Source organism: Saccharopolyspora sp. NPDC050389 (assembly GCF_040655595.1).
Classification (GTDB): Bacteria; Actinomycetota; Actinomycetes; order Mycobacteriales; family Pseudonocardiaceae; genus Saccharopolyspora.
In genome coordinates this window covers 163,787-188,194 of record NZ_JBFAKG010000001.1, presented here as the reverse complement: position 1 = coordinate 188,194, position 24,408 = coordinate 163,787, and the positions used below count along the sequence as shown (strand labels likewise).

Sequence of the window (24,408 nt, the reverse complement as noted above, 5' to 3'; positions counted from 1 at the left end):
TCCGCTGGGAAACTGGGCGGCATGACCACGCTGACCCTGCCCGAAGAGTTCGCGCTGCTGCTCCAGAAGGACAACGGCTCGTACTACTCGATGTCCGACTACGCCGGCGCGGCGGAACTCGGCGAGCTCGTGCTGCAGCACCGGATCGACTTCGTCCGGAAGAAGATCCAGGTGCTCGACGCGAGCCCGAGCGGCATCGGCTGGCTCGACGACTGCACGGCGTACCTGGTGAAGAAGGCAGGGCCGGCGAACAAGCCGGTGGCCGCGCAGAGTTTCATCCAGCACCGCAAGAGCGCGCGCAAGGTGCACTGCGCCGCCCTCGCCGAGCGGGGCCTGATGCGCCGCGAGGAGAAGTCGGTGCTGTTCATCCCGTACGACAAGTACTTCCCCGACCCCGGGACGCGGCAGGCGCTGATCGCGGAACTGCGCGCGGTCGCCCGCGACGAGGTCGAGCTCGACAACCGGCGGGCGCTGCTCGCGGCGATGGTGCACGCGACCAACCTGGTCCGGTCGCTCGGGCTGGAGCGAGCGGAGCGCAAGCGGCTGAAGGAGATCAGCAAGGGCCAGCAGCTCGGCAAGGCCGTGGAAGCCGCGGTCGCGGCGGCCACCGCGGCGATCACCGCCGGAGCCATCGCGGCCACCACCGCCTCGACGGCCGGCGGCAGCTGACAGGGCGTGTTTCGGCTGGTCACGGGGCCGTGAGTTTTTTGGGCTGCGATAGCGACCCAAAAGACTCACGGCCCCGTTGCCGCCGGAGCGCCGCTCGCCGGGCGACCGTTTGAGCAGTTCCGGCCATCGCGGACGGCACGGTCGGCGCGGGCATAGGATCGCGGCGTGGATCGTGCAGCCGTAGCGAAGACCGTTGACCAGGCGTGGGACGAGTCCGTCCTGCCGAGCCTCTCCGAGCTGGTGAAGATCCCGGCGATCTCGCCCGCCTTCGACTCCGGGTGGGTCGCCTCCGGGCATCTCGACGCCGCCATCGAGCACCTGCGGGCCTGGATCGCGGCACGGGACATCGCCGGCGCGAACATCGAGGTCGTGCGGCTGCCGGAACGCACTCCGCTGCTCCTGGTGGACATCCCGGCCAGCGAGGGCGCCCCCGACGAGACGGTGCTGCTCTACGGCCACCTCGACAAGCAGCCGCCGGTGGGCGGCTGGTCCGAGGGGCTCGGGCCGTGGACGCCGGTGCTCCGCGACGGCCGGCTGTACGGCCGCGGCTCCGCCGACGACGGCTACGCCGGGTACGCGGCGATCACCGCGATCGAGGCGGTTCGCGCGCACGGCGGCGCGCACGCGCGCTGCGTGGTGCTGCTGGAGACCGGCGAGGAGTCCGGCAGCCCCGACCTGCCCGCCTACCTGGCGCATCTGTCCGACCGGCTCGGCGCCGTGTCGCTGGTGGTGTGCCTGGACTCCGGGGCAGGCGACTACGACCGGCTGTGGCTGACGAACTCGCTGCGCGGCCTGGTTCAGCTGGAAGTCAAGGTGCAGGTGCTCGACAGCGGCCTGCACTCCGGCATCGCCAGCGGCATCGCACCCAGCTCGTTCCGGGTGCTGCGGCAGCTGCTGGACCGGCTGGAGGATTCCGCGACCGGCGAGATCCTGGTGCCCGAGCTGACCGTGCAGATCCCGGAGAACCGGGTCGCCGAGGTGCGCGCCGCGATCGACGCCGTGCCCGGCCTGGTGCGCAACATCGTGCCGTGGCCGGAGGGGCTGCGGCCGGTCGACGACGACGAGGTCGAGCTCGCCCTGAACAGCACCTGGCGGCCGACGCTTTCGGTGATCGGCGCCGACGGGCTGCCGCAGCCCGCGGACGCGGGCAACGTGCTGCGGCCTTACACGGCGGTGCTGCTGAGCTTCCGCCTGCCGCCGACCGCCGATCCCGAGGCGGCGATCCGCGCGGTCCAGGAGCGGCTGACCACCGACGTGCCCTACGGCGCGAAGGTGACCTTCGGACACGCCGAGACCGGGCTGGGCTGGAACGCGCCCGAGCTCGCGCCGTGGCTGGCGGCGGCGCTGGACCAGGCGAGCGACGAGGTGTTCGGCGCGGGCTGGCGGACGATGGGCCTCGGCGGCTCGATCCCGTTCATGGGACTGCTGCACAACGCCTACCCGGACGCGCAGTTCGTGGTGACCGGCGCGCTCGGCCCGGACAGCAACGCGCACGTGCCGGACGAGTCCCTGCACCTCGCGTTCGCGGCCAAGGTCACCTCGGCCATCGCCTACGTCCTCGACGCCCACGCCCGCCGCTGATCCGAGGACCACGTTCTTGCAGGCGAATCGGATGGTGCGGGAGCTTTCGGAGGTCACCAAGCGCCACGGGGCGCGGCCGGTGCTCCGCGGCGTCGATCTCGGCGTGGACTCCGGCGCGGCCGTCGGGATCTTGGGCGCCAACGGGTCCGGGAAGTCGACGCTGTTGCGGATCCTCGCCGGGATCTCCCGGCCGTCCGGTGGCACCGTCACCGGGCGGCCGCGCATCGGGTACGTGCCGGACCGGTTTCCCGCTCGGCAGCGGATGAGCGCCCGCGCCTACCTCCGCCACCTGGGCTGGATCGGCGGCTTGTCCACTGTGGAGGCCACCGCCCGGGCCGACGGCTGGCTCGAACGCTTCGCGCTCGTCGGCGGCCCGGACACCCCGCTGCGCGACCTCTCGAAGGGCAACGCGCAGAAGGTCGGGCTCGCGCAGGCGCTGCTGTGCGAACCCGAGCTCCTGGTGCTGGACGAACCGTGGTCGGGCCTGGATCCCGACGCGCGCACCGTGCTCGCCGAGGTGATCGGCGAGGCCTCGGCGGCGGGCACGGCCGTCGTGTTCACCGACCACCGGCCGGAAGTCGTGCACGCGCTGGCCACCCGCTCGCACCGGCTCGCCGACGGGCGCCTAGAACCGCTCGAAGCCGAGGTCGCGACCTGCCGGATCGTGTTGCGCGACGGCGAATCCGTGGACTGGGCGGCGCAGCCCGGCGTGCAGGCGGTGCGGCCGGGACGCCAGGACGTGGCGCTGGTGGTGACCGTGGAAGCGAGGGAATCGTTGCTGCTCAAGGCGATCCAGCTGGGTTGCGCGGTGCTCTCGGTGGACTCGCGATGATCCCGCTGATCCGCTACCAACTGGCCATCCTCGGCCATTCGCAGCGCTACCTGCCGCCGGTGCTGCTCTACATCGGGCTGCTGGCCATCTTCTACAGCAACAACGACGGCCCGGCGCTGCCCGGCTTCGCGGTGACCGCGGCGGGATTGCTGGTCGTGGCGGGCTGGTTGACGATCGCGCTGGTCGACGTGGAGGACGTCGTGCAGCGCACGGTCACCCGCACGCACGCCGGATCGATGGCCCGGATGCTGGCCGGCATCGTGCTGACGGTGCTGTGCTGCTCGATCGGGCTCGCGGTGCTTTCCGTTGCCTGGGCGGAGATCTCGCACGGGCTCGACTACCCGCCGGGCGATCTCGGCATCGGCCTGCTGGCGCACGTCGCGTGCGCCGCGTTCGGCATCGCCGTCGCCCTGCCGTGCTCCGGACTGGTCGTCCGCCGCATCGGGTACACGGTGATCGCGGCGGCGGCGCTGTTCGCGATCGCGTTGCTGGCGAAGTGGATTCCGCTGGCGTTCCCGCTGCTGCTGGCGCTGAGCGCGGACGCGACGAGCGCCGCACTGCTCGTGCGGTCCGCGCTCGTCGCCGCTTTCAGCCTGGCCGCCAGCACGCTGCTGGTCACGGCCTGGTGCCTCCGCCGCGCCTAGCTCGCGGGTCAGCGCTTCGGGATCAGGATCCAGAGCACGATGTAGATCACGAACTGCGGGCCGGGCAGCAGGCAGGACAGCAGGAACAGCAGGCGGACGGTGAACGGCTTCATCCCGAACCGATCGGCCAGGCCGGCGCACACCCCCGCGATCATCGCCTTGTCGCTCGGCCGGGACAGTGCCATGCGGTACGTCGTCATGCCTCAATGCTCGCCCGGGCGGCGCCGCGATGCGTCAGGGAACGACCCCGAGATCCCCCTGAACCGGATCCGCCCGCAGGCTGACGGCCCGTCCGCCCGCGGGCTTACCCCGGACGCGCCGGTGCCCGCCCGGCGGGGGACCCGGGCGGGCACCTCATTCGGCGGGCCGGTCAGCAGGTGGCGTGGTAGGTCCGGTTCACCAGAACCTGCTCGCCGGAGGTCACCACGACCTCGGTCGCCTTCTCGTTGGACAGCGGGGCCTGCGCCGAGACCAGGCCACCGCGACCGACCGTCCCGACGGCCCGCCGCTCGCCGTCGACGGTCACCTCGAACGGCGCGAACCCGTCCACCACGCGGCGGATCTCGTAGCGGACCAGCGGCGACGCGCTCAGGTCACCGGGGAAGAACGGCCTCAGCCACGGGAACGCGGTGGTGAGCGGTGACAGGTCGTGGCAGGTCGCCTCGCCCAGGCGGACTTCCAGCACGCCCGGCGGCTGCTCGCCCGATGCGGTCGCGATGGGCGCGGCCAGCGCGGCCGCCGCGGTGAGCACCAGGGTGAGAGATCGTCGGCCGACCATCAGCGAAGCACCTCCATCAGTGGCGGAAGATCACCGCCCCGACGCTAAGCCGCCCTTCCCCGGTTCTGATCGTTCCTTACCCCAACGGGCGACACCGGGTAACACGAATCGGTCTCGTGCTCCGTCCAGGAACCCGCCGCACGGGTCGTCGATCGCGTCCTGCTCCCGCCCGCCCCGCATGGCGAGCGCCGCGCGGATCTTGTCCCGCTCCGGCCGCACGATCTCCCGGATGATCAGCACGCACAGCGCGACGACCATCGCGTCGCGGACCACCACCGCGCCCAGGAACCAGCCCTCCGGCAGTCCCTTGTTGCCGGTGCCGAGGTAGTAGTACATCCGCGGCGCCCACACCGCGGCGTCGATGATCATCCAGGTCAGCAGCAACCGCCAGCGCGGAATCGCCAGCACCGCCAGCGGCACCAGCCAAAGCGAGTACTGCGGGCTCCACACCTTGTTGGTCAGCAGGAAGGCCGCGACCACCAGGAAGCACAGCTGCGCCAGCCGCGGCCGGGTCGGCGCGGCCAGCGCCAGCCACCCGATGCCGAGGCAGGCGACCAGGAACAGGGCGAGGCTGACCGAGTTCAGCACCGTCGGCGTGGAACCGTCGCGCAGCGGGCCGTCGAAACCCGCCCAGCCGGTGAAGTGCATCAGCACGTTGTACAGCGAGTCCGGGTCGGCCGGGCGTTCGTTGTTGAGCCGGAAGAACTCCCGCCAGCCCTCCGGGTAGAGCACGAGCACCGGCACGTTGACCGCCAGCCAGGCCAGCGCGGCGGCCAGCACCGAGCGCAGCGCGTCAGTGACCTTCCCGGCGCGCCAGGCCAGCACCAGCAGCGGGCCGAGGAAGAACAGCGGGTAGAGCTTCGCCGCGCCGCCGAGCCCGATCAGCACCCCGGCCAGCACGGGCCTGCGCCGCGCCCACGCGAGCAGGCCTGCGGTGCCGAAAGCCGTGGCCAGGGCGTCGAAATTGGTGAAGACGTGCACGAAGACCAGCGGCGACACGGCGGCCAGCGCGGCATCCCAGACCCGCCGGCGGCACAGCAGCACGAGCGCCCAGATGGTCACCAACCAGGCCGCGGCCAGCCAGAACGCCGAGACGTTGAAGTACAGCACGCTCGTCAGGCCGGCCGGCAGCCAGCCGAAGCCCGCCAAGGTCGCCCAACCGTCCGCGACCCGCGCGTTGACCCACTGGAACAACCCGGTCAGCACCGGGTACTCCATGTACCGGACCTTTTCCTGCGGCGTGCCGGCGTTCTCCAGCCACGAGGTCTTGTACGGGAACGCGTCGTCCGGCGCGAGATCGCCCATGCCGTAGCGCGGAATGATGTCGGTGTAGCACATCGCGGTGTACTGCTTGCTGTTCCGCCAGTCCAGCTGCGGCCCGCTGTCGGTGTCGTAGGTGACCTGGCAGGGCGCCTTGAACAGCCAGGCCGCGGCGAGCACCAGCACCGCGAACAGCAGGATCACCCGCAGCGGCGTCCAGAACCACTGCCGCCCGACCTGCGCGTGCCGCCCGAGGCGGCCGCCGAAGGGCCGGCTGAACTTCTGCACCAGCGGCTCGGTCCAGGTCGGCGAGACGCGGTCGGCGGGGCCGAGGGAATCGCTGTCCACCGCCGAGCTCGCGCGCCCGCCGGGGGTCGGCGGCGGTTCGGTGCTGGCGGGCTCGTTCGAGGTGGACACGCCCGGATGCTACTTGGGCCGAACAACGCGAAGGGGCACCCGCCGACTCGCGGGTGCCCCTTGCGGTCCTCTGATGTTCATCCGCGTTCTTCTTTGAAGCGGCGCAGCCGCTTAGCCCACCTATGCAGCTCGCACCGCCGCGGGTTCTCAGATGTCGTCTGGCGAGGACAGCCCCGAAGCCGCGTATTGGTCATACACAAATCGGGGATCCCACAGTCCAGACGGCATCTGTAAATCCCGCAGGGGGGCCGCCACCCGCACCACTATGCAGAGCGAGTCCATGTACAGATTCCTAGCCGTACGCCCTTGTTCTTGTTGGTGCGACATTTGGCGGGCCGTCTCCGGAGTCACCGCCGTTGCCGCCGCCACCGCTGTCGTCGCAGTTCGGGTCGAGCCAACCGCAGTGGCCGGGCTTTTCCTTGCTGGTGGTCGGCTCGTCCGGCTCGCTGGTGTCGCTCGGCGGCGCCGTCGGCGGCGCCGACGTGGGCGGCGGCGGCTCCGACGTCGGCGGGGGCGGCGGCGGGATGTCCGCGAACTGCCCGATCGTGTCGCCCTCCGGGAAGGGCTCGACCTTCTTGCCCTGCAGGTAGGAATCCATGAACTTCTTCCACACCTTGGCGGGCCAGTTACCGCCGTAGAAGCTCGCGCCGGTGGAGTCGGCCAGCGGTTTCGGGCCGCCGTCGTCGTTCTGCATCGCCACGGCGGTGGAGATCTGCGGCACCGCGCCGATCATCCACGCGTTCTTGTTCTTCGTGGTGCTGAGCCACTGGTGGGTACCGGTCTTGGACACCACCGGCCGGTTGCCCGCCAGCGAGGCGTTCGAGTGCTCGGCGACCTTCATCATCGACTGCGAGACGTTGTAGGCGATGTCCTTGCTCGTCGACGCGTCGCCGAAGGCCGGCTTCGGCTCCGGGATGCCGAGGTCGAACGGCCCGGTCTCGGGGCTGACGGCCTCCTTCACGAAGTGCGCCGGAACCTTGTTGCCGCCGTTGACGAACGAACCGTACGAGGCCGCCATGTCCTGCGGGAGCACCGGGTACATGCCCAGCGCGATACCGGCCTCGACTGCCCCGTTCGGGCTTTGCAGCTTCGTCGACTCCGGAATGCCGGCCTCGTGGGCGGCACCGGCCACCTTCGTGGGCCCGAAATCGGCGGCCATGTGGACGAACACGGTGTTGACCGAGTTGGTCATCGCCTCGCGGACACCGCAGTGCGTCGGAATCTCGCACTTCACGCCGGGCGAGTTGTCGAACTTGTGGCCGGCGATGACCTGGTCGCCGCTGCCGTCGTAGTACTCGCCGATGCCCTTGCCCTCCTCCAGGCCGGCGATCACCGCGAACGGCTTGAACGACGAGCCCGGTTCCTGGATCGTGCTGGCCCAGTCCAGGTCGCCGTTCTGCTTCTTGGACCCGTAATACGCCCGGACCTCACCGTTCTCCGGGTCGACCGCGACCAGCGACGTGCGGAGCGTCTCCGGCTGGGAACCCATCACGTCCTGCACGGCCTGCTCGGCCTTCTGCTGCGCGTCCGGGTCGATGGTCGTCTTGACGACGTAGCCGCCGCGGGACAACTCGCTCTCGGACAGGCCCTTGGGCTCGAGTTCGCGCAACATCGCCTTGTAGATGGCGTCCTGCTCCGGCGACAACCTGCTGTTGGACTTCCACTCCAGCCGCGGCAGGGTCTGCGGGATCGTCATGGACGATCGCTCGGCCTCGGTGATGAAGCCGTTCTCCGCCATCTGCCCGACGACGTACTCCCAGCGCTTCTCGGCCTTCTCCGGGTTCAGGCCCGGGTCATTGCTGTTCTTGCCGTAGGGCGTCTGCACCACACCGGCGAGCACGGCGGCCTCGGCCGCGTTGAGCTCGCTCGGCTTCTTGCCGTAGTAGGCCCGCGCCGCGGCGGTGATGCCGTTCGCACCGCGGCCGTAGTCGGCCGTGTTCATGTAGGCGAGCATGATGTTGTCTTTGCTCTGGTTGTTCGTCAGCTTGAAGGCCAGGACGACCTCTTTGATCTTGCGGACGTAGGTCGGATCCTTCTTGAGGTCCTGGTCCAGCTTGAGGAACTGCTGGGTGATCGTGGAGCCACCGCCGACGCCGGAACCGGTCGCCAGGTAGTAGACCGATCGCACGATGCCGTTGAAGTCGAACCCGGGGTTGGTGCGGAAGCTGGCGTCCTCGGCCGCCATGGTGGCGTTCTGCATCGCCACCGAGACCTCGCTGATGTCGTGCACGACCTCCGCCGAGCCCTCCGGCTCGATGCGCCCCATCGGCGAGCCGTCCGAGTACTGCAGCTCGATCGGCCGGGACTTGCCCATCACCTTGGCCTCGTCCGGCGGATCCCAGACGAGGTAGCCGTAGATGAACACGGCGGCCGGCACCAGGACGGCCAACGCCGCGGCGACGTAGCAGGACCGGCGGACGCGCCGCCAGAGCCGACTGCGCTTCGCCTGGGCGGCACTCATCTCGTCGTCCGGGTCGGGGATGTCGTCCGGGCCGGCGTCGAAGTCGTCGTCCCGGTACTGGTCGTCAGGATCGCGGCCGCGATCGTCGAAGTCGTCGCCATTCCGATCATTCCCGTCGTACCCGCCGTACGGGTCGTCTTCGTAGTCGTCGGCGTAGTAGTTGTAGTTCCCCTGCTCCTGGTGCGTGAGCAGCTGCGGCTCGGGGGCTACGCCCCCGCCGCCACCGGCACCGCCCTTCGGCCCACCGGCGGCTCCCGCCGCAGCGCCTGCGGCGCCCATGGCGGCTCCGCCGGCCGCGGCTCCGGCCGCGCCCGCCGTCCCAGCGCCTGCGGCTGCTCCGGCGATCCCGCCTGCGGCGGCTCCTGCGGCGGCAGCACCACCGGCCCGGCGTCGATCGCTGTCGCGATCGCCCGCCGGGGTTTGCGGGATGTTCTGCGTCGGCTGCTCACCAGGCGGCTGCGGTGGCCGCCCTGGCGGCGGCCCCGGCGGAGGTGGCGGTGGGCCTTGCCTGCCCTGCTGCGCGCCCGGGGGAGGCGGTGGCGGACCCTGCCGTCCGGTGTTCGGCGGCGGGGGAACCGGCGTGTACGTGGTGGGCAGGTCGAGCTTGCGCCCGCCGCCGTTGTCGGGTTCGCCGGAGCCACCGCTGAGCCGCTTGCCCAGCGGCGAGTCGTCCTCGTCGTCGTCGAACGACGGCGTCCACGCACCGGTCTGCTCCTGCGGCGGCTCCGCCTCCGGCCACTTCATGGGCTGGCCGGGCGGTGGCACCGGGGCGTTCTGCTGCGTTTCCTCCGAGCCGCGATCCGCACCCGGCCACCGGTTGCCCGGCGGGTTCGGCTGGTTCGGCGGCGCCGGCCGCGGGCCCGGGCCACCGGGTCGCGGCTCGTCGCCCGGCCATGCCGGAGCACCCGCGCCGGGCGGGCCCGGCGGCGGGCCGGGCACCTGACGCTGCGGAGGCCGCGCCTGGTCACCGGGGCGCGGGGGCCCGGGGGGCGGGGGTGGCGTGCCTCGGCCGTCGGGGTGCGGATGCCGTGAGTGGCGCCCTCGGGTGGGGTCGTCACGCTCGTCGTTCACGAGTGGGCCTCCAGGACAGGCGTCATCGGACGCCGTGTGATGCGTTCACGTCGGGGTTGCGCCGCACCGGGCGCGCGGTCGTGTTCGGGGGCACGACCGTTGTCACTCCGCTGCAGTCTTGCGCCGGGACCGGCTGTTGTTCAACCCACCGGTTCCGAGAACGAACGACTGCACGAGGTGGTTCCAATTACATGTGCGGCATACCTCTACGACGTAGACGTTGAACTCCTCGAACATGGCCGCCATCCGGTCGAGTTCCTCGGGAGCCCGCGCCGTTCCGGACGCGTGCTTGAGGGCGTCGCCGAAGACCCAGGACACCAGGGTCAACGGTTCCTTCCGGCACACCGGGCAGGTCACCCCGCTCGGCTCACCATGGAATTTCGCCGCCCGCAGCAGGTACGGGTCGGCGTCGCAGACCTCCATCACCCCGACGCGGCCAGCGTGGACCTGCGCGAGCAGCGCTCGGCGCTGCAACGCGTAGTCGACCACTTGCCGTTGGGTCCGCACGCCCACAGAGTACGTGTCGGTGACGGCCGCTCCATGCGCCGTTCAGGGCAGGCGGGGCCTCCGACCGCCACCAGCGGTGACGACTACCACGTCAAAGGCCTCTCGATTGTGTTTCCCGATATATCGGCGCGATATAATCCGCAGGGTGGCCTGCCTCGCCGCAGTCTCTGTGGTTGTGCGGAGCCGCCCTGGAATCCGGCGCTGCGATTGGGCGGCAATCGGGCGCTGAACACGGGCGGAGGAGGTGCGGATGCTCGAACTCGCCGTGCTCGGGCTGCTCCACGAAGCCCCAATGCACGGCTATGAGCTGCGGAAACGGTTGCACGACACGCTCGGCGCCTTCCGTGCACTGTCCTGCGGAACTTTGTACCCGACGTTGCGCAGGCTGCAGCGCACCGGGTTGATCGAGGAAGAAACCGACGCACCCGGCTCGCGCGGGTGGGGTCGGCGGACGCGCCGCGTGTACCGGATCACGGCCGCCGGGCAGCACCGGTTCGCCGAGCTGGTCGGCGACTGCGGGCCGCAGGCCTGCGACGACAACGCCTTCGGCGTGCACATGGCGTTCTTCTCCCGCACGCCGGCCGAGGTCCGGATGCGGATCCTGGAAGGGCGTCGGCGCCGCGTCGAGGAACGCCGTGACGGCCTGCGCAGCGCACTGGCCCACTCCGGGGACCGGTTGGACCGTTATGCCCGCGAGCTGCACCGGCTCCGGCTGGACCACAGCGAGCACGAGGTCCGCTGGCTCGACGAAATCATCGAACACGAACGCGCCGAGCAGGCTGCTGCGGCGCCGGGCCGACCCAGCGTCGGTGAGCAAGAACTGCAAGGACACGACAGATGAGCAAGAAGGAGGGCCCTGCCATGGGCGGAGATCGTCGAGCGGTGCGGGTGGCGATCGTGGGCGTCGGGAACTGCGCGGCGTCGCTGGTGCAGGGCGTCCACTACTACGCCGACGCCGAACCGGGCACCCGCGTGCCCGGCCTGATGCACGTCACCTTCGGCGACTACCACGTGCGCGACGTGAAGTTCGTCGCCGCTTTCGACGTGGACGCCAAGAAGGTCGGCCGCGACCTGTCCGAGGCGATCGTCGCCAGCGAGAACAACACCATCAAGATCGCCGACGTGCCGCCGCTGAGCGTCACCGTGCAGCGCGGCCACACCTACGACGGTCTCGGCCGCTTCTACCGGGAGACCATCGAGGAGTCCGACGAGCAGCCGGTCGACATCGTGCAGGCGCTCAAGGACGCCGAGGTCGACGTCCTGGTGTCCTACCTGCCGGTGGGCTCCGAGAAGGCGGACAAGTTCTACGCGCAGTGCGCGCTGGACGCGGGCGTGGCCTTCGTCAACGCGCTGCCGGTGTTCATCGCCTCCGACCCGGAGTGGGCGCAGAAGTTCACCGACGCGGGCGTGCCGATCGTCGGCGACGACATCAAGTCGCAGGTCGGGGCGACCATCACACACCGGGTGCTGGCCAAGCTGTTCGAGGACCGCGGCGTGCACCTGGACCGCACGATGCAGCTGAACGTCGGCGGCAACATGGACTTCCTGAACATGAAGGAACTGGAGCGGCTGGAGTCGAAGAAGACCTCCAAGACGCAGTCGGTGACCTCGCAGGTGGACCGCGACCTCGGCAAGCGCAACGTGCACATCGGGCCGTCGGACTACGTGCCGTGGCTGGACGACCGCAAGTGGGCCTACATCCGGTTGGAGGGCCGCGCGTTCGGCGACGTGCCGCTGAACCTGGAGTACAAGCTGGAGGTGTGGGACTCGCCGAACTCGGCGGGGATCATCATCGACGCGATCCGGGCCGCCAAGATCGCCAAGGACCGGGGCATCGGCGGGCCGATCCTGTCCGCGTCGTCGTACTTCATGAAGTCGCCGCCGGAGCAGTACTCCGACTCCGCCGCCTACCAGGCCGTCGAGGACTTCATCGCCGGCAAGGTGGAGCGGTAACGGCTCGCCGTCACCTGGCGCCGCAAGCAATTGGAAGGGGCACCCGCTGCCGCGCGGGTGCCCCTTCTCATGTTCGGGGTCTGCTCAAGACCCACGCGGTACCTCCTTTCCTAGTGTTGGAGCTGTTGTTCGGCCCGGGCGAGGACCGAGTGCACCGAGGCCTGGCCGTCGGTGGTCACCCAGGACACCCGCAACCCGGGGCGAACTCGCTTGCGGCCGATGCGCACCGGCCAGCCCGCCACCTCCCGCGCCTGCGCGGCGATCTCCTCGCCGGTGCCGCTCGGGTGCTCCGCGACCACCGCGAACTCGTCGCCGCCGTAGCGGGCGACGGTGTGCTCGTCGCTGAGCCCCTCCCGGAGCCGCCCGGCCAGCGTGGTCAGCAGGTCGTCGCCGCGGTCGAAGCCGTACTCGGCGTTGAAGGCGGCCAGCCGCTGCACGTCGATGAGCACCAGCGTGGACAGCGTGCCGCGGCTGCGGGCGCGCACCAGCGACTGCTCCAGCCGGTCCAGCAGGAGCACGCGGGCCGGCAGCCCGGTCAGCGGGTCCAGCAGGCCACGGCTGTGCGGGACGTCGGTGTGCACCGGCTGCAACAGCACCAGCACCCGGCTGCGGCCCTGCACCTGCACCGCGTGGTAGTCCGCCCAGATGCGGCTCAGCGGTTGGCCGCTGCGGGCGATCACCATCGGGATCGACAGCGGCGAGCCGGCCCGCAGCACCTGGCCGGCCAGCTCGGCCCAGTCGGGCATCGGGGCGCCGGTGTCGTCGCGCACCTGCCAGCCGGCGGGCCGGACGCCGGTGAGCAGGTCGGCCTTGGCCAGCTGCATCAGTTCGGCGGCGACATCATTGGTGGCCAGCACCTGGCCGCGGTCGTCGGTCAGCAGCACGCCGACGTTCAGTCCGCTGATGAGTTCGTCCCAAACCGGCGCCAGCTGGCCCGGTGCGGTCACCTCGAGGACACTCATTCGGCCCCCTCCTCCCCACCAAACGGAGCAGTCCGTCTGAGCCTCCCCTCAGTACAGGGCGAAATTCAAGGCCTCGGTGACCACCCGTAATGGTGGTATTCCGTTGTGCACATAACGGTGCGTTAGTTGTTCACGCACAGTTTCCGCGCAGGTCACCTCAGCGGCCGGGACTTGGTGATTCGAGCAGGTGAAACATCGACAGGTGGCATTGCGCTCAAAACGCCCCGCGGCGACCCGCCGACCGATCGAATCCCTACGCTGGTCGGGGTGCCCAGGCGAGAGGATGGTGCGTGCCGGTGCACGGAATCGCGGGTCGACCGCCGCTGCGGGAGCGGTTGCGCGACCACCGATCTCTGCTGACCGTGATCGCGGTCGCGGAGCTGGTCGCGGTGATGGTGGTCTCCACCGTCAACACGCACGACCACATCGACGGCGAGGTCTACCGGCTCGGCGCCAGAGCGCTGCTGGCCGGGCGGGATCTCTACAACGGCCTGCCGGCCACCGAATCCGGGCTGGAGCTGCCGTTCATCTACCCGCCGTTCGCGGCGATCCTGTTCGCGCCGCTGGGGCTGATCCCGAAGGCCGGCTCGACCGCGGTGATCATGCTGGTCAGCCACCTCGCGCTGATCGCAACGCTGTACGTGGTGCTCAGCGCCTCGACGTTCCTGCGCGCGCACCGGGAAAAGGTGCTGCTGGTGACGGCGGTGGTGCTGCCGCTGGCCACGATCAGCGAGCCGGTGCTGGAGACGATCACCTACGCGCAGATCAACATCGTGCTGATGGCGCTGGTCGCGGTCGACTGCCTGTGGCGGACGGACGGCGCGAAGAAGCTGCCGTACCCGCGCGGCCTGCTGATCGGCCTGGCCGCCGGGATCAAGCTGACGCCGCTGGTGTTCCTGCTGCTGCCGCTGCTGCGCCGGGACGTCCGGACGATCGTGGTCTCGCTGCTGACCTTCCTGGGCACCGTGCTGCTGGGCTTCGCGCTGACCTTCGACAACGCCCGGCGGTTCTGGCTGCAGGAGATGCTGGCCAGCAGCAACGTGTCCTTCGGGCCCAAGTTCACCGGGGACGCGTCGACCTACGCGGGAAACCAATCGCTGCGTTCGCTGCTGAGCAAGATGTCGACGCCGAGCCTGACCGTGGTGTTCGTGCTGCTCGCGCTGCTGGCGCTGGTGCTGGCCGTGCTGGGGATGGTGCACGCGGTCCGGCAGCGGGATCTGCCGACGGCGGTGACGATCAACGGCATCCTCGGCCTGCTGGTGTCGCCGATCTCCTGGTCGCACCACTGGGTTTGGGCGATCCCGGGGCTGGTGCTGATGCTCGGCGCTGGCTACGTCCGGCGGAACTGGGCGCTGCTGCTGGGGACCGCCATGGTGGCCGGGTTCTTCATGATGGGCCCGCACTGGAAGATGCCGCAGGGCGATGGCCTGGAGCTGACCTGGAACTTCTTCGAGCAGCTGATCGGCAACTCCTACGTCTACTTCGGACTGGCGTTCCTGCTCTACAACGCGGTGCTCTGGTGGCGTTCCCGGCGCACGGTGGTCGATCCCGGCGAAGCCGCCCCGGAAGCCCCGCGCACCGCTCCGGTCCCGTAGAGCATGTTTCCAGGCTCGTTTTGCGTGGCGGTGCAGGTAGCGGCCCCCCTGCGGGAGTCACCGCGGCCTTCTCGCTGTGGGATCCCCGACATCATGAATGCCAATTCACCACGTCGGGGCTGTCCTCGCCGAGAACCCCGGCGGGGTGGGCACAGTCTGAGAACCCGCGGCGGCGCAAGTTGCGAAGGTGGGCTAAGCGGCTGCGCCGCTTCAAAACAACAACCCGCCCTACCGCACCAGCCGCCCGGACGTGGGCATGAAAAAACCGGGGCGAGCGTGGTGCTCGCCCCGGTTTTTCGCGTTCGGATCAGATGCGGTTGAAGACCACCGTGTCCGCGTTCTCCAGCGAGCGCAGCGCGCTGTCCGAGGTCAAGCCCGGCGTCGGCAGCGTGTGGCCCTGCACCGCCGTGATGTCCGGGACGCCACCGTCGAGCACCGGCAGCGCCATGCCGCCGGTCCGCGGCGCGGGCACCGGCTGGAACGGGTTCTGGGTGACGACCTGCTCCGGGGGCACCGCCGCGGCCAGCTCGTCCACCAACGTCACCGCGACATCGGATCGCAGCGGAGCGTCGGTGAACACCGGCTGCTCGCTACGCGCCGCGGTGCCGTCCAGCGCGGAGGAAATCCGGCTGACCTGCGGCACCGAGGTCTGACCGCCGCTGAACGCGTTGAGCTCGCCCAGCGCCGGCAGCGGCGCCGTCACGCCGGGGGACTCACTGCGCTGCGTGGTGCCCGGCGTCCGGGACACGCTGAGCAGGGGGAGACCGGCGAGGTCCGGGATCTCGTTGGCCTGCATCTGGTGCTCGCCCGGCACCTGCAGCGGCATGAGGTCGGCGCGCGGCGTCGGCTCGGCGGCGACCGCGGACAGCGCCCCGGCCAGCACCTCGTGCGGCACGGTGCGCAGGTCGCTGCGCAGCCCGGGCAGCTCCGCGGTGGTGAGGTCCAGGTCCGGCGTCACCAGGCCGCCCTGGTCGCGCGACAGCGCGCCCTCCCAGAGCTCGACGATGCCGCCCGCCGGTGCGCTGAAGCCGTCGAAGTAGACCAGGTCGTCGTGCGGGATCACCAGGTCTGCAGGGACATCCAGGAGCGCACTCGTTCGAAATGCACCCTCGTCGAGGGTGTTGGCACCTCCCTGGATCACCTCACCGATGGGACCTGCCCAGCTCAGCGAGCGGTGGAAGCCCTCGGCGGGCGTGACCGGGCGGCCGCCGTCGAACGGCGACAGGCCGGGCACGAGGTCGAGCGGCCGGGCCTCGGCGGGGTCGGCGACCCAGCCGGCCAGGTGCAGCGGCGTGGTCTGCGCCGGGATGTGCCAGTCGTGCAGCGCCGGCATCTCCTGGGTCAGCTCGTTCTCGACGACCGGCAGCAGGTCGCGCACCGGGTCCAGGGTGCCGGCGATCGCGGTGACCGAGTGGCTGCTCCGCGATTCCACCAGCGGGGCGTTGTACCGCGTGCCGGAGTTCTCGGGGAACAGCTCACCCCCGAAGCACCGATCGGCAGGCACCGCATCGTCTCCGAGCTCGTCGAGTACGGGCGGGAGCATCGACTCGCCCAGCGGCGGGGTCGGACGCTCCGGGCAGGCCTGGCTGGCGGACGCGACCCCCGTGCCGACGGCCAACATGCCACCAGTGACCAGCGCGGCTTGCACTCCGCGCTTCGCCCAAGTCTGCATGGATTTCTCCTTCACAAGGCTTCCCCGTTCGGGGTAGGAAAATCAACTGTGGGCGCCACACCGTCATCGGAAATTGATCATCGGGAGACGGCGGGCATGGGAATTTCGATCCGGGTTGCGCGCGGCGGATTTCCTTTCGGCGGCAACGAGATACGTCGCCTGCGCCGCGCGGCGATCTAGTCGGGAGTGGTGCCCGGCTGCGGTTCGGGCGCGCTGATCAGCGTGCTGGCGATGTCGCGGGCCGACGCACCGGCGTAGGCGGGGGTGCGGTCCGGTTCGGCCGGATAGCAGCCGACCGCGGCGGTGTTGTGCTGCTGCCCGTCGCCGGTTCCGCCGCAGCCGGGCGCGCCGGGCAGCGTGGGCAGGGCGAAAGGCCTTGGCCAGCCCGGGTTTCCGGGCGCCTCAGCGGGTTCCGGCGCGCGCGGCCCGGTGACCGATTCGGTCTGCTCCGCCGACCGCTGGTGCTCGACCAGCTGCGCCGGCTGCGGGACGACGGGTGCCGCGACCGATGCCGGTGCGGCCTGCGGAAGCGGTGCGGTCGGCGAAAAGCCCTGCTGCGGTCCGGTTTCCCCGGACAGCAGTGGACCGCCGAGCCCGCCCAGTCCATTGTCGACGGACGTGGAAATCTCGCCTGCCTGGGCTCCGGTGGCCGACAACGCGTCGTCCGCGACGTGACCAACGCCGTCGGCGGACTCCTGCAGCACGCCGGTCACCGGCCTCGCCGCGTCGAGCAACTGCTCGGCCGGGCCGGATCGGACCAGCTCGACCGGGTTCAGGCGGCCCAGCGAGAACTCCGCCGGGCCGGACCGCTCGGTGGCCGCACCTTCCACCGGCGCGGCCGGTGGGTTCGTCGATTCCGGCGGCGCTGCCGATTCGTCGGCGGGCGCGGCCGGGGCGAGGTTCGCGGCGTCCGCCGGGAGCCCGGTGCCGATGAGCCAAGCCGCGGAGGTTCCGGCTGCCGTCGCGCCCACCACCACCAGGGCACGGGTCAGCAGCCGCCACGGTCGGGCGGCTCCCGTCGTGCGGTCGCGGCAGGACATCTCGGTGCCAGAACCTCCTCGGCTTCGGGCGACTCCCCGTTCGGACTCGGCCTCTTCGCCGCCGCGCACTCTTTCACCACAACAGCCACTTCCGTAAGCGAAGAGCGACACCTTCGCTACATCGTGTTACTGGGGTTCCGGCCCGGTTGCGCGCCGTGGTCATTTCGCCCCCGGGTTCGGGGGTCGGCGCTACGGTGGCAGGGTGAACGACTTCAAGATCACCACCCGGGACGACGCGGCGGCGTCGATTCCTCGCGTGCTCCGCGTCTCGGCGGCGTTGAGCTGGCGGATGCTGGTGATACTCGTCGCCCTTTACGTGGTGGGGCTGATCATCGGCCAGATCTACGTCGTCGTGATCCCGGTGGCCATCGCGCTGCTGCTGTCGGCGCTGCTGGCCCCGATCGTGGCCTGGCTGACCCGGCGCGGCGTGCCGCGGGCGCTGGCCACCGCGCTCGTGCTGATCGGCGGGCTCGCGGTCGTGGGCGGCGTCCTCACCTTCGTCATCACCGCGTTCATCGAAGGCTTCCCGGACCTGCAGCGCCAGGTCGTCGCCAGCCTCAACCAGCTCAAGGACTCGCTGGCGCAGGGACCGCTGCACATCAACGAGGAGCAGATCGGCCGCTACCTGACGCAGGCCCAGGATTGGCTGGCCGCCAACCAGGCGGCGTTGACCAGCGGCGCGCTGTCCACCGCGGGCACCTTCGGCAACTTCCTCACCGGGTTGGTGCTGGCGCTGTTCACGCTGATCTACTTCCTGCACGACGGCCGCGGGGTGTGGCTGTTCGTGACGAAGCTGGCGCCGAAGCACGTGCGGCACCGGGTCGACGTCGCCGGCTGCAAGGGTTTCGCGTCGCTGGTCGGCTTCGTGCGGGCGACCGCGCTCGTCGCGGTGGTGGACGCGCTCGGCATCGGCATGGGGCTGATGTTCCTGGGCGTCCCGCTGGCGATTCCGCTGGCGGCGCTGGTGTTCCTCGGCGGTTTCGTGCCGATCGTCGGCGCGGTGGCCTCCGGTGCGGTCGCGGTGCTGGTGGCGCTGGTGACCAAGGGCTGGGTCGTCGCGCTGATCGTGGTCGGCATCGTGCTCGCGGTGCAGCAGATCGAGGGCAACGTGCTGCAGCCGCTGATCCTGGGCCGGGCCGTGCAGATCCACGCGCTGGGCGTGGTGCTGGCGATCAGCATCGGCTTGGTGATCTCGGGCATCGTCGGCGCGCTGCTCGCGGTGCCGATGGTCGCGGTGCTGAACTCGGCGATCCGCTCGCTGGTCGCGGAGGAGGAACCGGAGCAACCCGCCGAGAAGACCGAAGCGGAACCACCACCACCCGACGAGACCCCGGACGAGAAGTCGGGCCAGGCGCCCCAGAACTCCGAGGCCTGACGGGGCTCAGGCGAGGGTGACCGCGTTGCGGCCGCCGGACTTCGCCGCGAGGAGGGCCGCGTCGGCGGCCACCAGCAGGTCGGTGAGCTCGTAGCCGAAGCGGGACGTGGTCGCCACGCCGATGCTGACCGTCAGGTCGTCGAGCTCCCGGTGGTGCCCGTGGATGTCGCGGGCCGGCACCGACAACGCGGCTGTCGACGCCCGGATCCGGTCCGCCACCGCGCACGCGACGCCGGTGTCCGTGCCCGGTAGCAGCACCACGAACTCCTCACCGCCGAAGCGGCCGACCACGTCTTCGCGCCGCACGCTGCTGCGCAGCATCATCGCGACGGCCGCCAGCACCGTGTCTCCCGCCAGGTGCCCGATCTCGTCGTTGACCCGCTTGAAGTGGTCTAGGTCGAGCAGCAGCAGCGATACGGGCTGGCCGCGGGTCTGCGCCCGGTGGAGTTCGTTGCGCGCCAACCGTTCCCAGTGCACGGCGTTGGCCAGGCCCGTCTTGCCGTCCCGCTGCGCGGACCGCCGCCACTGCGGCAGCTGGCCCGCCAGATCCAGCAGCACCAGCGGCGGCCCGGCCAGCAGGGCGCTGCCCGGCTCGCTGTGCACCGCCACCGCCAGCAGCCCGCCCAGGCTCGCCGCGACGATGCCGAGCAGCACGTCGATCGGCTCGCCCACCACGTCCGCCCGCCCCGCCGAGGGATTGCGCAGCCGGATGCCGCCGGCGACCACGAAGGCCCGCACCAGCAGCAGCACCGCGCCGGTCAGCACGAACTGCGCCGGCGACCACCCGGGTTCCGACCAGCCGATGAGGAATCGCGCGGACAGCGTGGCGATCGTGGTGGCCGCCGTAGTGAACAGCCAGCGGTGCAGCTCCGGGCGGCCGTCCAGCACGCCGTGCAGCGTCGGCCCGAGCAGCAGGAGCACCAGCAGGTTCGGCGGCAGCGTGAGGATTCCGGCGGCCAGGTAGGCGATGTGCAGCGTCCACGGGTTCCGCCGCACCTGCCGCTGCACGTTGATCGACACCGAGGTGATCACGATGACCGTCCCGGCGGTGGCCGCCAGCATCGCGAAGGTCAGCAGCTCGCGCGGCAGCGGCGACCGGCTCGTCACGAAGACCAGCACGACCAGCACCAACGCGATCGCCTGCACGGCGAGCACGTAGGCGATCGCCGCGGGCCGCAGTCGCCACAGCAGCCATCCCCCCACCAAGCCGATCACCTCCCCCGCCGAGCCTTACACAGCGGGCCGCCCCGCCGAAGCTCGCCACTCGGGCCATTCGGGGCGATGCTCACCGTGATCACAAACACGCAGAGTGCTCGATCCAGCGGTCTCGGCCAACCTCGATGTACGGCAGGATGGTCCGCTGGGGAAGGAGCGAATGTGGGCAATCCGCAACAGCCGTCGCGCCAGCAGCAGGCGGCCGACGGCCGCTCGCCGCTGTGGCGCGGGCACAACGTGTTCCGCGTGGTCACGTTCCTCTACGCCTGCTACTGGTTCTTCGACCAGCTCGGCGAATACGAGCGGCCTTGGCTGGCGGCCCTGGTCATCTCCCTGATGGGCATGTGGACGGCGTTCACCGTCTGGCGGTACTGGTCCCGCGCGGGGCGCACCAACCGCATGGTGCTGATCGACTGCGTCGTGGTGTCCGCACTGTTCCTCAGCAACGAGTTCATCCTCACCGAGTACCAGATGCGCGAGAACCTCCCGACGGTGGTGACGGTGTGGCACCCGACGATGGTCACCGCCGCCGCCTCGCAGTGGGGCGTGTTCGGCGGGCTGGCGGCCGGGATCATCGCGGCGGCCAGCAACTACCTGGTCCGGGGCTTCAGCGACCAGACCATGTCGCTGGACACCCTGCTGCTGGTCGGCACCGGCCTGGTGATCGGCCTGGCCTCCGACACCGCGCGCAGGTCCACCGATCGGCTGGCCCGCGCGCTGCGCGCGGAGGCCGCGACCGCAGAGCGGGAACGGCTGGCGCGCAACATCCACGACAGCGTGCTGCAGGTGCTCGCGCGGGTGCGGCGACGCGGCACGGAGCTCGGCGGCGAAGCGGCCGAGCTGGCGAAACTCGCGGGGGAGCAGGAGATCGCGCTGCGCGCGCTGGTCGCCACCACGCCGCAGGAGACCACAGAGGACGGCGAGATCGACCTCGCCGCGCGGCTGCAGGTGCTGCGCACCGGCCGGATCAACGTGTCGATCCCGGGCAATCCGGTGCGGTTGCCGGAGCCGCTGAGCATCGACCTGTTCGCGGTGGCGCGGGAAGCGCTGGCGAACGTCGAGAAGCACGCCGGTGCGGACTCCCAGGCGTGGGTGCTGCTGGAGGAGCTGCCGGACGAGGTCGTGCTCACCGTTCGCGACGACGGCCCGGGCATCCCCGAGGGCCGGCTCGAGGAAGCCGCCGCCGAGGGACGGTTGGGCGTGGCCAAGTCGATTCGGGGCCGAGTGGAGTCGATGGGTGGCACGATCACGCTCGACACCACTCCCGGCGAGGGAACCGAGTGGGAAGTCCGGGTGCCTCGACCGGAAGCGATCCCGGGCAAGCGCCGCAGAGGAGGAAAACGATGAGCGAGCCGCCCGTCACCGTGATGGTCGTCGACGACCACCCGATGTGGCGCGACGGGGTCGCCCGCGACCTGACGGAGCGCGGCTTCGAGGTGCGGGCCACCGCGAGCGACGGCGCATCCGCGCTGCGCATCGCGCGGACCGTCAAGCCCGACGTGGTGCTGATGGACCTCAACCTGGGCGACACCTCCGGGGTCAGCGCCACCCTGCACATCACCCAGGAGATCTCCGGCACGCGGGTGCTGGTGCTGTCCGCCAGCGGCGAGCACAACGACGTGCTGGAGGCGGTGAAGGCCGGCGCGTCCGGCTACCTGGTCAAGTCGGCGTCGGCCGAGGAGCTGGTGGACGCGGTGCAGCGCACCGCCGCCGGCGACGCGGTGTTCACGCCCGGGCTGGCCGGGCTGGTGCTCGGGGAGTACCGGCGGATGGCGATCACCCCGGACTCGGAGTCGCAGGCGCCGCAGCTGACCGACCGGGAGACCGAGGTGTTGCGGCTGGTCGCGAAGGGGATGACGGCCCGGCAGATCGCCAAGAAGCTGGTGATCTCGCACCGCACGGTGGAGAACCACGTCCAGTCGACGCTGCGCAAGCTGCAGCTCCACAACCGGGTGGAGCTCGCCCGCTACGCCATCGAGCACGGCCTGGACCAGGAAGAAGCCGAACCCGAAGGCGCCTGACGGCTGCGCCGCTTCAAGAACAACTGAATCTGCAGGTCAAGACCCGTGTGCCCGGTCGGCGCACGGGTCTTTTTTTCGTTCGGTGACCGCGATCCGTGCAGGATTTTCCTGGTTCACCCGATTCAACGATGAAAGATCTCCACCGGGCCTCCTTTGCGCTGGCCACGCCCGCCATTACGCGCCGTGACCCCGGAGCCCGCGCGGCGCCTCGCGACTCCGCGTGACGGCGTGGTGACGGCCCGGTGACGGGGCTCTGGCGTACTCATCACCAGCGGCACGAAGCCGCAGGCGAAATTCCGTCAATGCGAACAGGAGCCTGATCATGGAGTTTTCGTACGAGTTCGCTGAGATGCTGCCCGAGCGCGAAGCCCTCGGCGGCTGGTGGGGCGGCGGCGACGTCAACACCATCGTGGCTGACAACACCGCTGTGGCCCTCTTCGGCTCGCAGGCCACGGCCGCCCAGGTCATTACCCAGGCCGGCGGCGGCGGTCGCTGGTAATCGGTCTGCCATTAACACCTCCGGCCGCCCACCGCTGCTGCGCGTGGTGGGCGGCCGGTCACCAAAACGAGGAGATGGAACATGGACACTCTCGAACTTCACGACCAGTCCGCGGAACTGCTCCCGCAGCGCGAAGCCCTGGGCGGCTGCGGTTGCAACTTCTTCCCTGACGTCAACACCGTCGTCGCGGTCAACACCGCGGTGGCCCTCTTCGGGTCGCAGGCCACGGCCGCCCAGGTCATCAACCAGGTCTAACGGCCCAGTCTGGCCGGGAGCGAAGCGTTCGCTCCCGGCCAGGCTCGCACGCTGCCCACCACCGCGCCAAACCAGTGCAGCCCAACCCGCACGTGAACGGGTTCGCAGGAGGAAGCCATGTCAGAAGTCACCCGGACCGACCGCGCGGCGGAGACCGACGAGCAGTCGGTCGCGCGGCTGGCCGACGGAGTGTCGCTGTGCGGGGAGTACGAGGGTGGCGGCTTCGACGAACCGCGTTACCTGATCTCCCGCGGCGACGGCCAGATGGTGCTGGTGTCGCCGCTGCTGTACCAGATCGCGACCGCGATCGACGGCACCCGGAGCCTGGCCGAAGTGGCATCGCTGGCGTCGCAGGCGACCGGCCGGGAACTGTCCGCCGCCAACGCGGAGTTCCTCATCAACGAGAAGCTGCACCCGCTCGGCATCGCCACCCTGTCCGAGCCGCTGGCCGAGCCGCCGAAGGCGGATCCGCTGCTGTCGCTGGCGATGCACGGCGTGCTCGCGCCGCCCCGGGTGGTGCGGGCGGCGGCTGCCGTCCTGGCGCCGCTGTACACGCCCGTCATCGTGGTGCTCGTGCTGTTGGGGCTGATCGCGTTCGACGCGTGGCTGATCGGCTCCGGCTACGTCGACATGGCGTTCCAGCAGTCCGTCGGTGAACCGTCGCAGGTGCTCCTGCTGCTCGGCCTGATGATCAGCAGCACGCTGTTCCACGAGCTGGGGCACGCCGCCGGGTGCCACTACGGCGGCGCCAAGCCGGGCGCGATCGGCGTCGGCGTCATGCTGATCATCCCGTGCTTCTACACGAACGTCACCGATGCCTACCGCCTGGACCGGCGGGGCCGGCTGCGCACCGACCTGGGCGGCATCTACTTCAACGCGGTGTTCATCCTGGCGATGGCCTGGATCTACGCCCTGACCGGCTTCGCGCCGCTGCTGGTCTTCATCGCGCTGAGCCACATCCAGATCCTGCAGCAGCTGCTGCCGCTGCTGCGCATGGACGGCTACTACATCCTCGGCGACCTGGTCGGGGTGCCGAACCTGTTCTCGCAGATCCGCCCGTTCCTGCTGCGCCTCATCGGACGCAGCGGCAACCTGCCCGGCACGCACTCCGGGCTGCGGCCGCGGGTGCGGATCCTGGTCACCGCCTGGGTCCTGGTCGTGGTGCCGACGCTGGTGTTCGCGCTGGGGATGCTGCTCTGGCGGCTCCCGGTCTACCTGTCCAGGGCGTTCAGCAGGGCCCACGACTACTGGACGATGCTGGCGACCGGTGTCGGGCAGGGGCAGTTCTGGGCCCCGCTCCTGGCGATCATCTCGATGATCATCCTGCTGCTGCCGTGGCTCGGTGCGGGCGCCTTCGCGGTGCGCAGCTACCGGCGGATCTCCCGGCTCATCTCGCGCCGCCGCAAGCAACGGAGCAATGGCGGGCGCCACCGCACTGCGCGTGCCTGACTTGCTCCTTCATGGGGCTCCCACCGGGGGGTGTGGGAGCCCCACACGTGTGTGACCAGAACCGAAAGTCACGGTCTGTAGTGCAGTAACAGCCGAGTGGAGTGGCCCCGATAGGCACGGATGTGGGCCCTGGTTCCGGCGTCCACGCCGGT

Annotated in this window: 22 protein-coding genes; 13 read left to right on the top strand and 9 right to left on the bottom strand. The window is 70.5% G+C overall.

Translation table 11 applies throughout. The features are described from left to right. Positions 1-21: 21 nt before the first annotated feature. The 4 genes from AB0I53_RS00895 (at position 22) to AB0I53_RS00880 (ending at position 3,726) form a co-directional block, all read left to right on the top strand. The gene (locus AB0I53_RS00895) at positions 22-669 is read left to right on the top strand and encodes a GPP34 family phosphoprotein (RefSeq protein ID WP_358594348.1); all 648 of its coding nucleotides are present in this window, start codon (positions 22-24) and stop codon (positions 667-669) included. Between the two features lie 165 nt (positions 670-834). After that, positions 835-2,250 carry a M20/M25/M40 family metallo-hydrolase gene (locus tag AB0I53_RS00890; RefSeq protein ID WP_358594345.1) on the top strand — a complete coding sequence of 472 codons (1,416 nt, stop codon included), beginning with the start codon at positions 835-837 and terminating at the stop codon, positions 2,248-2,250. Positions 2,251-2,281: 31 nt separating this feature from the next. Then, a complete protein-coding gene (locus AB0I53_RS00885) occupies positions 2,282-3,082 on the top strand; it encodes an ABC transporter ATP-binding protein (RefSeq protein ID WP_358594620.1) in 801 nt (266 codons plus the stop codon). Beyond that, positions 3,079-3,726: a hypothetical protein gene (locus AB0I53_RS00880; protein WP_358594342.1), complete on the top strand. Its 648-nt coding sequence runs from the start codon at positions 3,079-3,081 to the stop codon at positions 3,724-3,726. The genes AB0I53_RS00885 and AB0I53_RS00880 overlap by 4 nt, the downstream gene beginning before the upstream one ends. An 8-nt stretch (positions 3,727-3,734) precedes the next feature. Here AB0I53_RS00880 and AB0I53_RS00875 read toward each other — a convergent pair whose 3' ends face one another. The 5 genes from AB0I53_RS00875 to AB0I53_RS00855 all read right to left on the bottom strand — a co-directional run bounded on the left by AB0I53_RS00875 (position 3,735) and on the right by AB0I53_RS00855 (position 10,220). Then, complete coding sequence (locus AB0I53_RS00875; RefSeq protein WP_358568375.1) at positions 3,735-3,926, bottom strand: PspC domain-containing protein; 192 nt, start codon at positions 3,924-3,926, stop codon at positions 3,735-3,737. A 170-nt stretch (positions 3,927-4,096) separates the two neighbouring features. Beyond that, a complete protein-coding gene (locus AB0I53_RS00870; protein ID WP_358594341.1) occupies positions 4,097-4,504 on the bottom strand; it encodes a hypothetical protein in 408 nt (135 codons plus the stop codon). Between the two features lie 30 nt (positions 4,505-4,534). Beyond that, a complete protein-coding gene (locus tag AB0I53_RS00865; protein ID WP_358594617.1) occupies positions 4,535-6,112 on the bottom strand; it encodes a glycosyltransferase 87 family protein in 1,578 nt (525 codons plus the stop codon). A 361-nt stretch (positions 6,113-6,473) separates the two neighbouring features. Next, a complete protein-coding gene (locus AB0I53_RS00860) occupies positions 6,474-9,581 on the bottom strand; it encodes a transglycosylase domain-containing protein (RefSeq protein ID WP_358594338.1) in 3,108 nt (1,035 codons plus the stop codon). A gap of 234 nt (positions 9,582-9,815) precedes the next feature. Next, positions 9,816-10,220 (bottom strand): DUF5318 domain-containing protein, encoded by a 405-nt coding sequence (locus tag AB0I53_RS00855; RefSeq protein WP_358594335.1) that lies wholly within the window; start codon positions 10,218-10,220, stop codon positions 9,816-9,818. 250 nt (positions 10,221-10,470) lie between these two features. Here AB0I53_RS00855 and AB0I53_RS00850 point away from each other — a divergent pair, with 250 nt between their 5' ends. Then, the gene (locus AB0I53_RS00850; RefSeq protein ID WP_358594332.1) at positions 10,471-11,061 is read left to right on the top strand and encodes a PadR family transcriptional regulator; all 591 of its coding nucleotides are present in this window, start codon (positions 10,471-10,473) and stop codon (positions 11,059-11,061) included. A 20-nt stretch (positions 11,062-11,081) separates the two neighbouring features. Next, positions 11,082-12,173: an inositol-3-phosphate synthase gene (locus tag AB0I53_RS00845; RefSeq protein ID WP_358594614.1), complete on the top strand. Its 1,092-nt coding sequence runs from the start codon at positions 11,082-11,084 to the stop codon at positions 12,171-12,173. A gap of 110 nt (positions 12,174-12,283) precedes the next feature. Here the strand turns inward: AB0I53_RS00845 and AB0I53_RS00840 are convergent, their stop codons facing one another. Next, complete coding sequence (locus tag AB0I53_RS00840; RefSeq protein WP_358594329.1) at positions 12,284-13,135, bottom strand: GGDEF domain-containing protein; 852 nt, start codon at positions 13,133-13,135, stop codon at positions 12,284-12,286. A 290-nt stretch (positions 13,136-13,425) separates the two neighbouring features. On the opposite strand from AB0I53_RS00840, the gene AB0I53_RS00835 reads away from it, so the two are divergent. After that, the gene (locus AB0I53_RS00835) at positions 13,426-14,730 is read left to right on the top strand and encodes a glycosyltransferase 87 family protein (RefSeq protein ID WP_358594327.1); all 1,305 of its coding nucleotides are present in this window, start codon (positions 13,426-13,428) and stop codon (positions 14,728-14,730) included. A 307-nt stretch (positions 14,731-15,037) separates the two neighbouring features. On the opposite strand, the gene AB0I53_RS00830 is transcribed toward AB0I53_RS00835, so the two are convergent. Further along, entirely contained in the window at positions 15,038-16,402 is a 1,365-nt protein-coding gene (locus tag AB0I53_RS00830; protein ID WP_358594324.1) for a hypothetical protein, read from the bottom strand. 176 nt (positions 16,403-16,578) lie between these two features. Then, positions 16,579-17,442 (bottom strand): hypothetical protein, encoded by an 864-nt coding sequence (locus tag AB0I53_RS00825; protein WP_358594321.1) that lies wholly within the window; start codon positions 17,440-17,442, stop codon positions 16,579-16,581. Positions 17,443-17,644: 202 nt separating this feature from the next. Between AB0I53_RS00825 and AB0I53_RS00820 the strand changes: the two genes are divergently transcribed. Next, positions 17,645-18,817: an AI-2E family transporter gene (locus AB0I53_RS00820; RefSeq protein ID WP_358594318.1), complete on the top strand. Its 1,173-nt coding sequence runs from the start codon at positions 17,645-17,647 to the stop codon at positions 18,815-18,817. Between the two features lie 6 nt (positions 18,818-18,823). Here AB0I53_RS00820 and AB0I53_RS00815 read toward each other — a convergent pair whose 3' ends face one another. Further along, the gene (locus tag AB0I53_RS00815) at positions 18,824-20,020 is read right to left on the bottom strand and encodes a GGDEF domain-containing protein (protein ID WP_358594315.1); all 1,197 of its coding nucleotides are present in this window, start codon (positions 20,018-20,020) and stop codon (positions 18,824-18,826) included. A 174-nt stretch (positions 20,021-20,194) separates the two neighbouring features. On the opposite strand from AB0I53_RS00815, the gene AB0I53_RS00810 reads away from it, so the two are divergent. From AB0I53_RS00810 to AB0I53_RS00790, 5 genes are all read left to right on the top strand, one after another. Then, positions 20,195-21,379, top strand: a complete 1,185-nt coding sequence (locus AB0I53_RS00810) for a DUF5931 domain-containing protein (RefSeq protein WP_358594313.1) — start codon at positions 20,195-20,197, stop codon at positions 21,377-21,379. Continuing rightward, on the top strand, positions 21,376-22,053 hold the full coding sequence (locus AB0I53_RS00805) for a response regulator transcription factor (RefSeq protein WP_358594310.1): 678 nt from the start codon (positions 21,376-21,378) through the stop codon (positions 22,051-22,053). The genes AB0I53_RS00810 and AB0I53_RS00805 overlap by 4 nt, the downstream gene beginning before the upstream one ends. 322 nt (positions 22,054-22,375) lie before the next feature. After that, a complete protein-coding gene (locus tag AB0I53_RS00800) occupies positions 22,376-22,552 on the top strand; it encodes a hypothetical protein (protein ID WP_358594307.1) in 177 nt (58 codons plus the stop codon). Positions 22,553-22,633: 81 nt separating this feature from the next. After that, the gene (locus AB0I53_RS00795; protein WP_358594305.1) at positions 22,634-22,807 is read left to right on the top strand and encodes a hypothetical protein; all 174 of its coding nucleotides are present in this window, start codon (positions 22,634-22,636) and stop codon (positions 22,805-22,807) included. A 117-nt stretch (positions 22,808-22,924) separates the two neighbouring features. Beyond that, entirely contained in the window at positions 22,925-24,256 is a 1,332-nt protein-coding gene (locus AB0I53_RS00790; protein WP_358594302.1) for a hypothetical protein, read from the top strand. Positions 24,257-24,408: the final 152 nt, after the last annotated feature.

Excerpts from the sequence above, each read along its gene's own strand:
- AB0I53_RS00850 (WP_358594332.1), top strand. The coding sequence starts at position 10,471 with ATGCTCGAACTCGCCGTGCTCGGGCTGCTCCACGAAGCCCCAATGCAC.
- AB0I53_RS00800 (WP_358594307.1), top strand. The coding sequence starts at position 22,376 with ATGGAGTTTTCGTACGAGTTCGCTGAGATGCTGCCCGAGCGCGAAGCC.
- AB0I53_RS00885 (WP_358594620.1), top strand. The coding sequence starts at position 2,282 with ATGGTGCGGGAGCTTTCGGAGGTCACCAAGCGCCACGGGGCGCGGCCG.
- AB0I53_RS00795 (WP_358594305.1), top strand. The coding sequence starts at position 22,634 with ATGGACACTCTCGAACTTCACGACCAGTCCGCGGAACTGCTCCCGCAG.
- AB0I53_RS00830 (WP_358594324.1), bottom strand. The coding sequence starts at position 16,402 with ATGCAGACTTGGGCGAAGCGCGGAGTGCAAGCCGCGCTGGTCACTGGT.
- AB0I53_RS00790 (WP_358594302.1), top strand. The coding sequence starts at position 22,925 with ATGTCAGAAGTCACCCGGACCGACCGCGCGGCGGAGACCGACGAGCAG.
- AB0I53_RS00895 (WP_358594348.1), top strand. The coding sequence starts at position 22 with ATGACCACGCTGACCCTGCCCGAAGAGTTCGCGCTGCTGCTCCAGAAG.
- AB0I53_RS00840 (WP_358594329.1), bottom strand. The coding sequence starts at position 13,135 with ATGAGTGTCCTCGAGGTGACCGCACCGGGCCAGCTGGCGCCGGTTTGG.
- AB0I53_RS00805 (WP_358594310.1), top strand. The coding sequence starts at position 21,376 with ATGAGCGAGCCGCCCGTCACCGTGATGGTCGTCGACGACCACCCGATG.
- AB0I53_RS00825 (WP_358594321.1), bottom strand. The coding sequence starts at position 17,442 with ATGTCCTGCCGCGACCGCACGACGGGAGCCGCCCGACCGTGGCGGCTG.
- AB0I53_RS00875 (WP_358568375.1), bottom strand. The coding sequence starts at position 3,926 with ATGACGACGTACCGCATGGCACTGTCCCGGCCGAGCGACAAGGCGATG.
- AB0I53_RS00870 (WP_358594341.1), bottom strand. The coding sequence starts at position 4,504 with ATGGTCGGCCGACGATCTCTCACCCTGGTGCTCACCGCGGCGGCCGCG.
- AB0I53_RS00880 (WP_358594342.1), top strand. The coding sequence starts at position 3,079 with ATGATCCCGCTGATCCGCTACCAACTGGCCATCCTCGGCCATTCGCAG.
- AB0I53_RS00845 (WP_358594614.1), top strand. The coding sequence starts at position 11,082 with ATGGGCGGAGATCGTCGAGCGGTGCGGGTGGCGATCGTGGGCGTCGGG.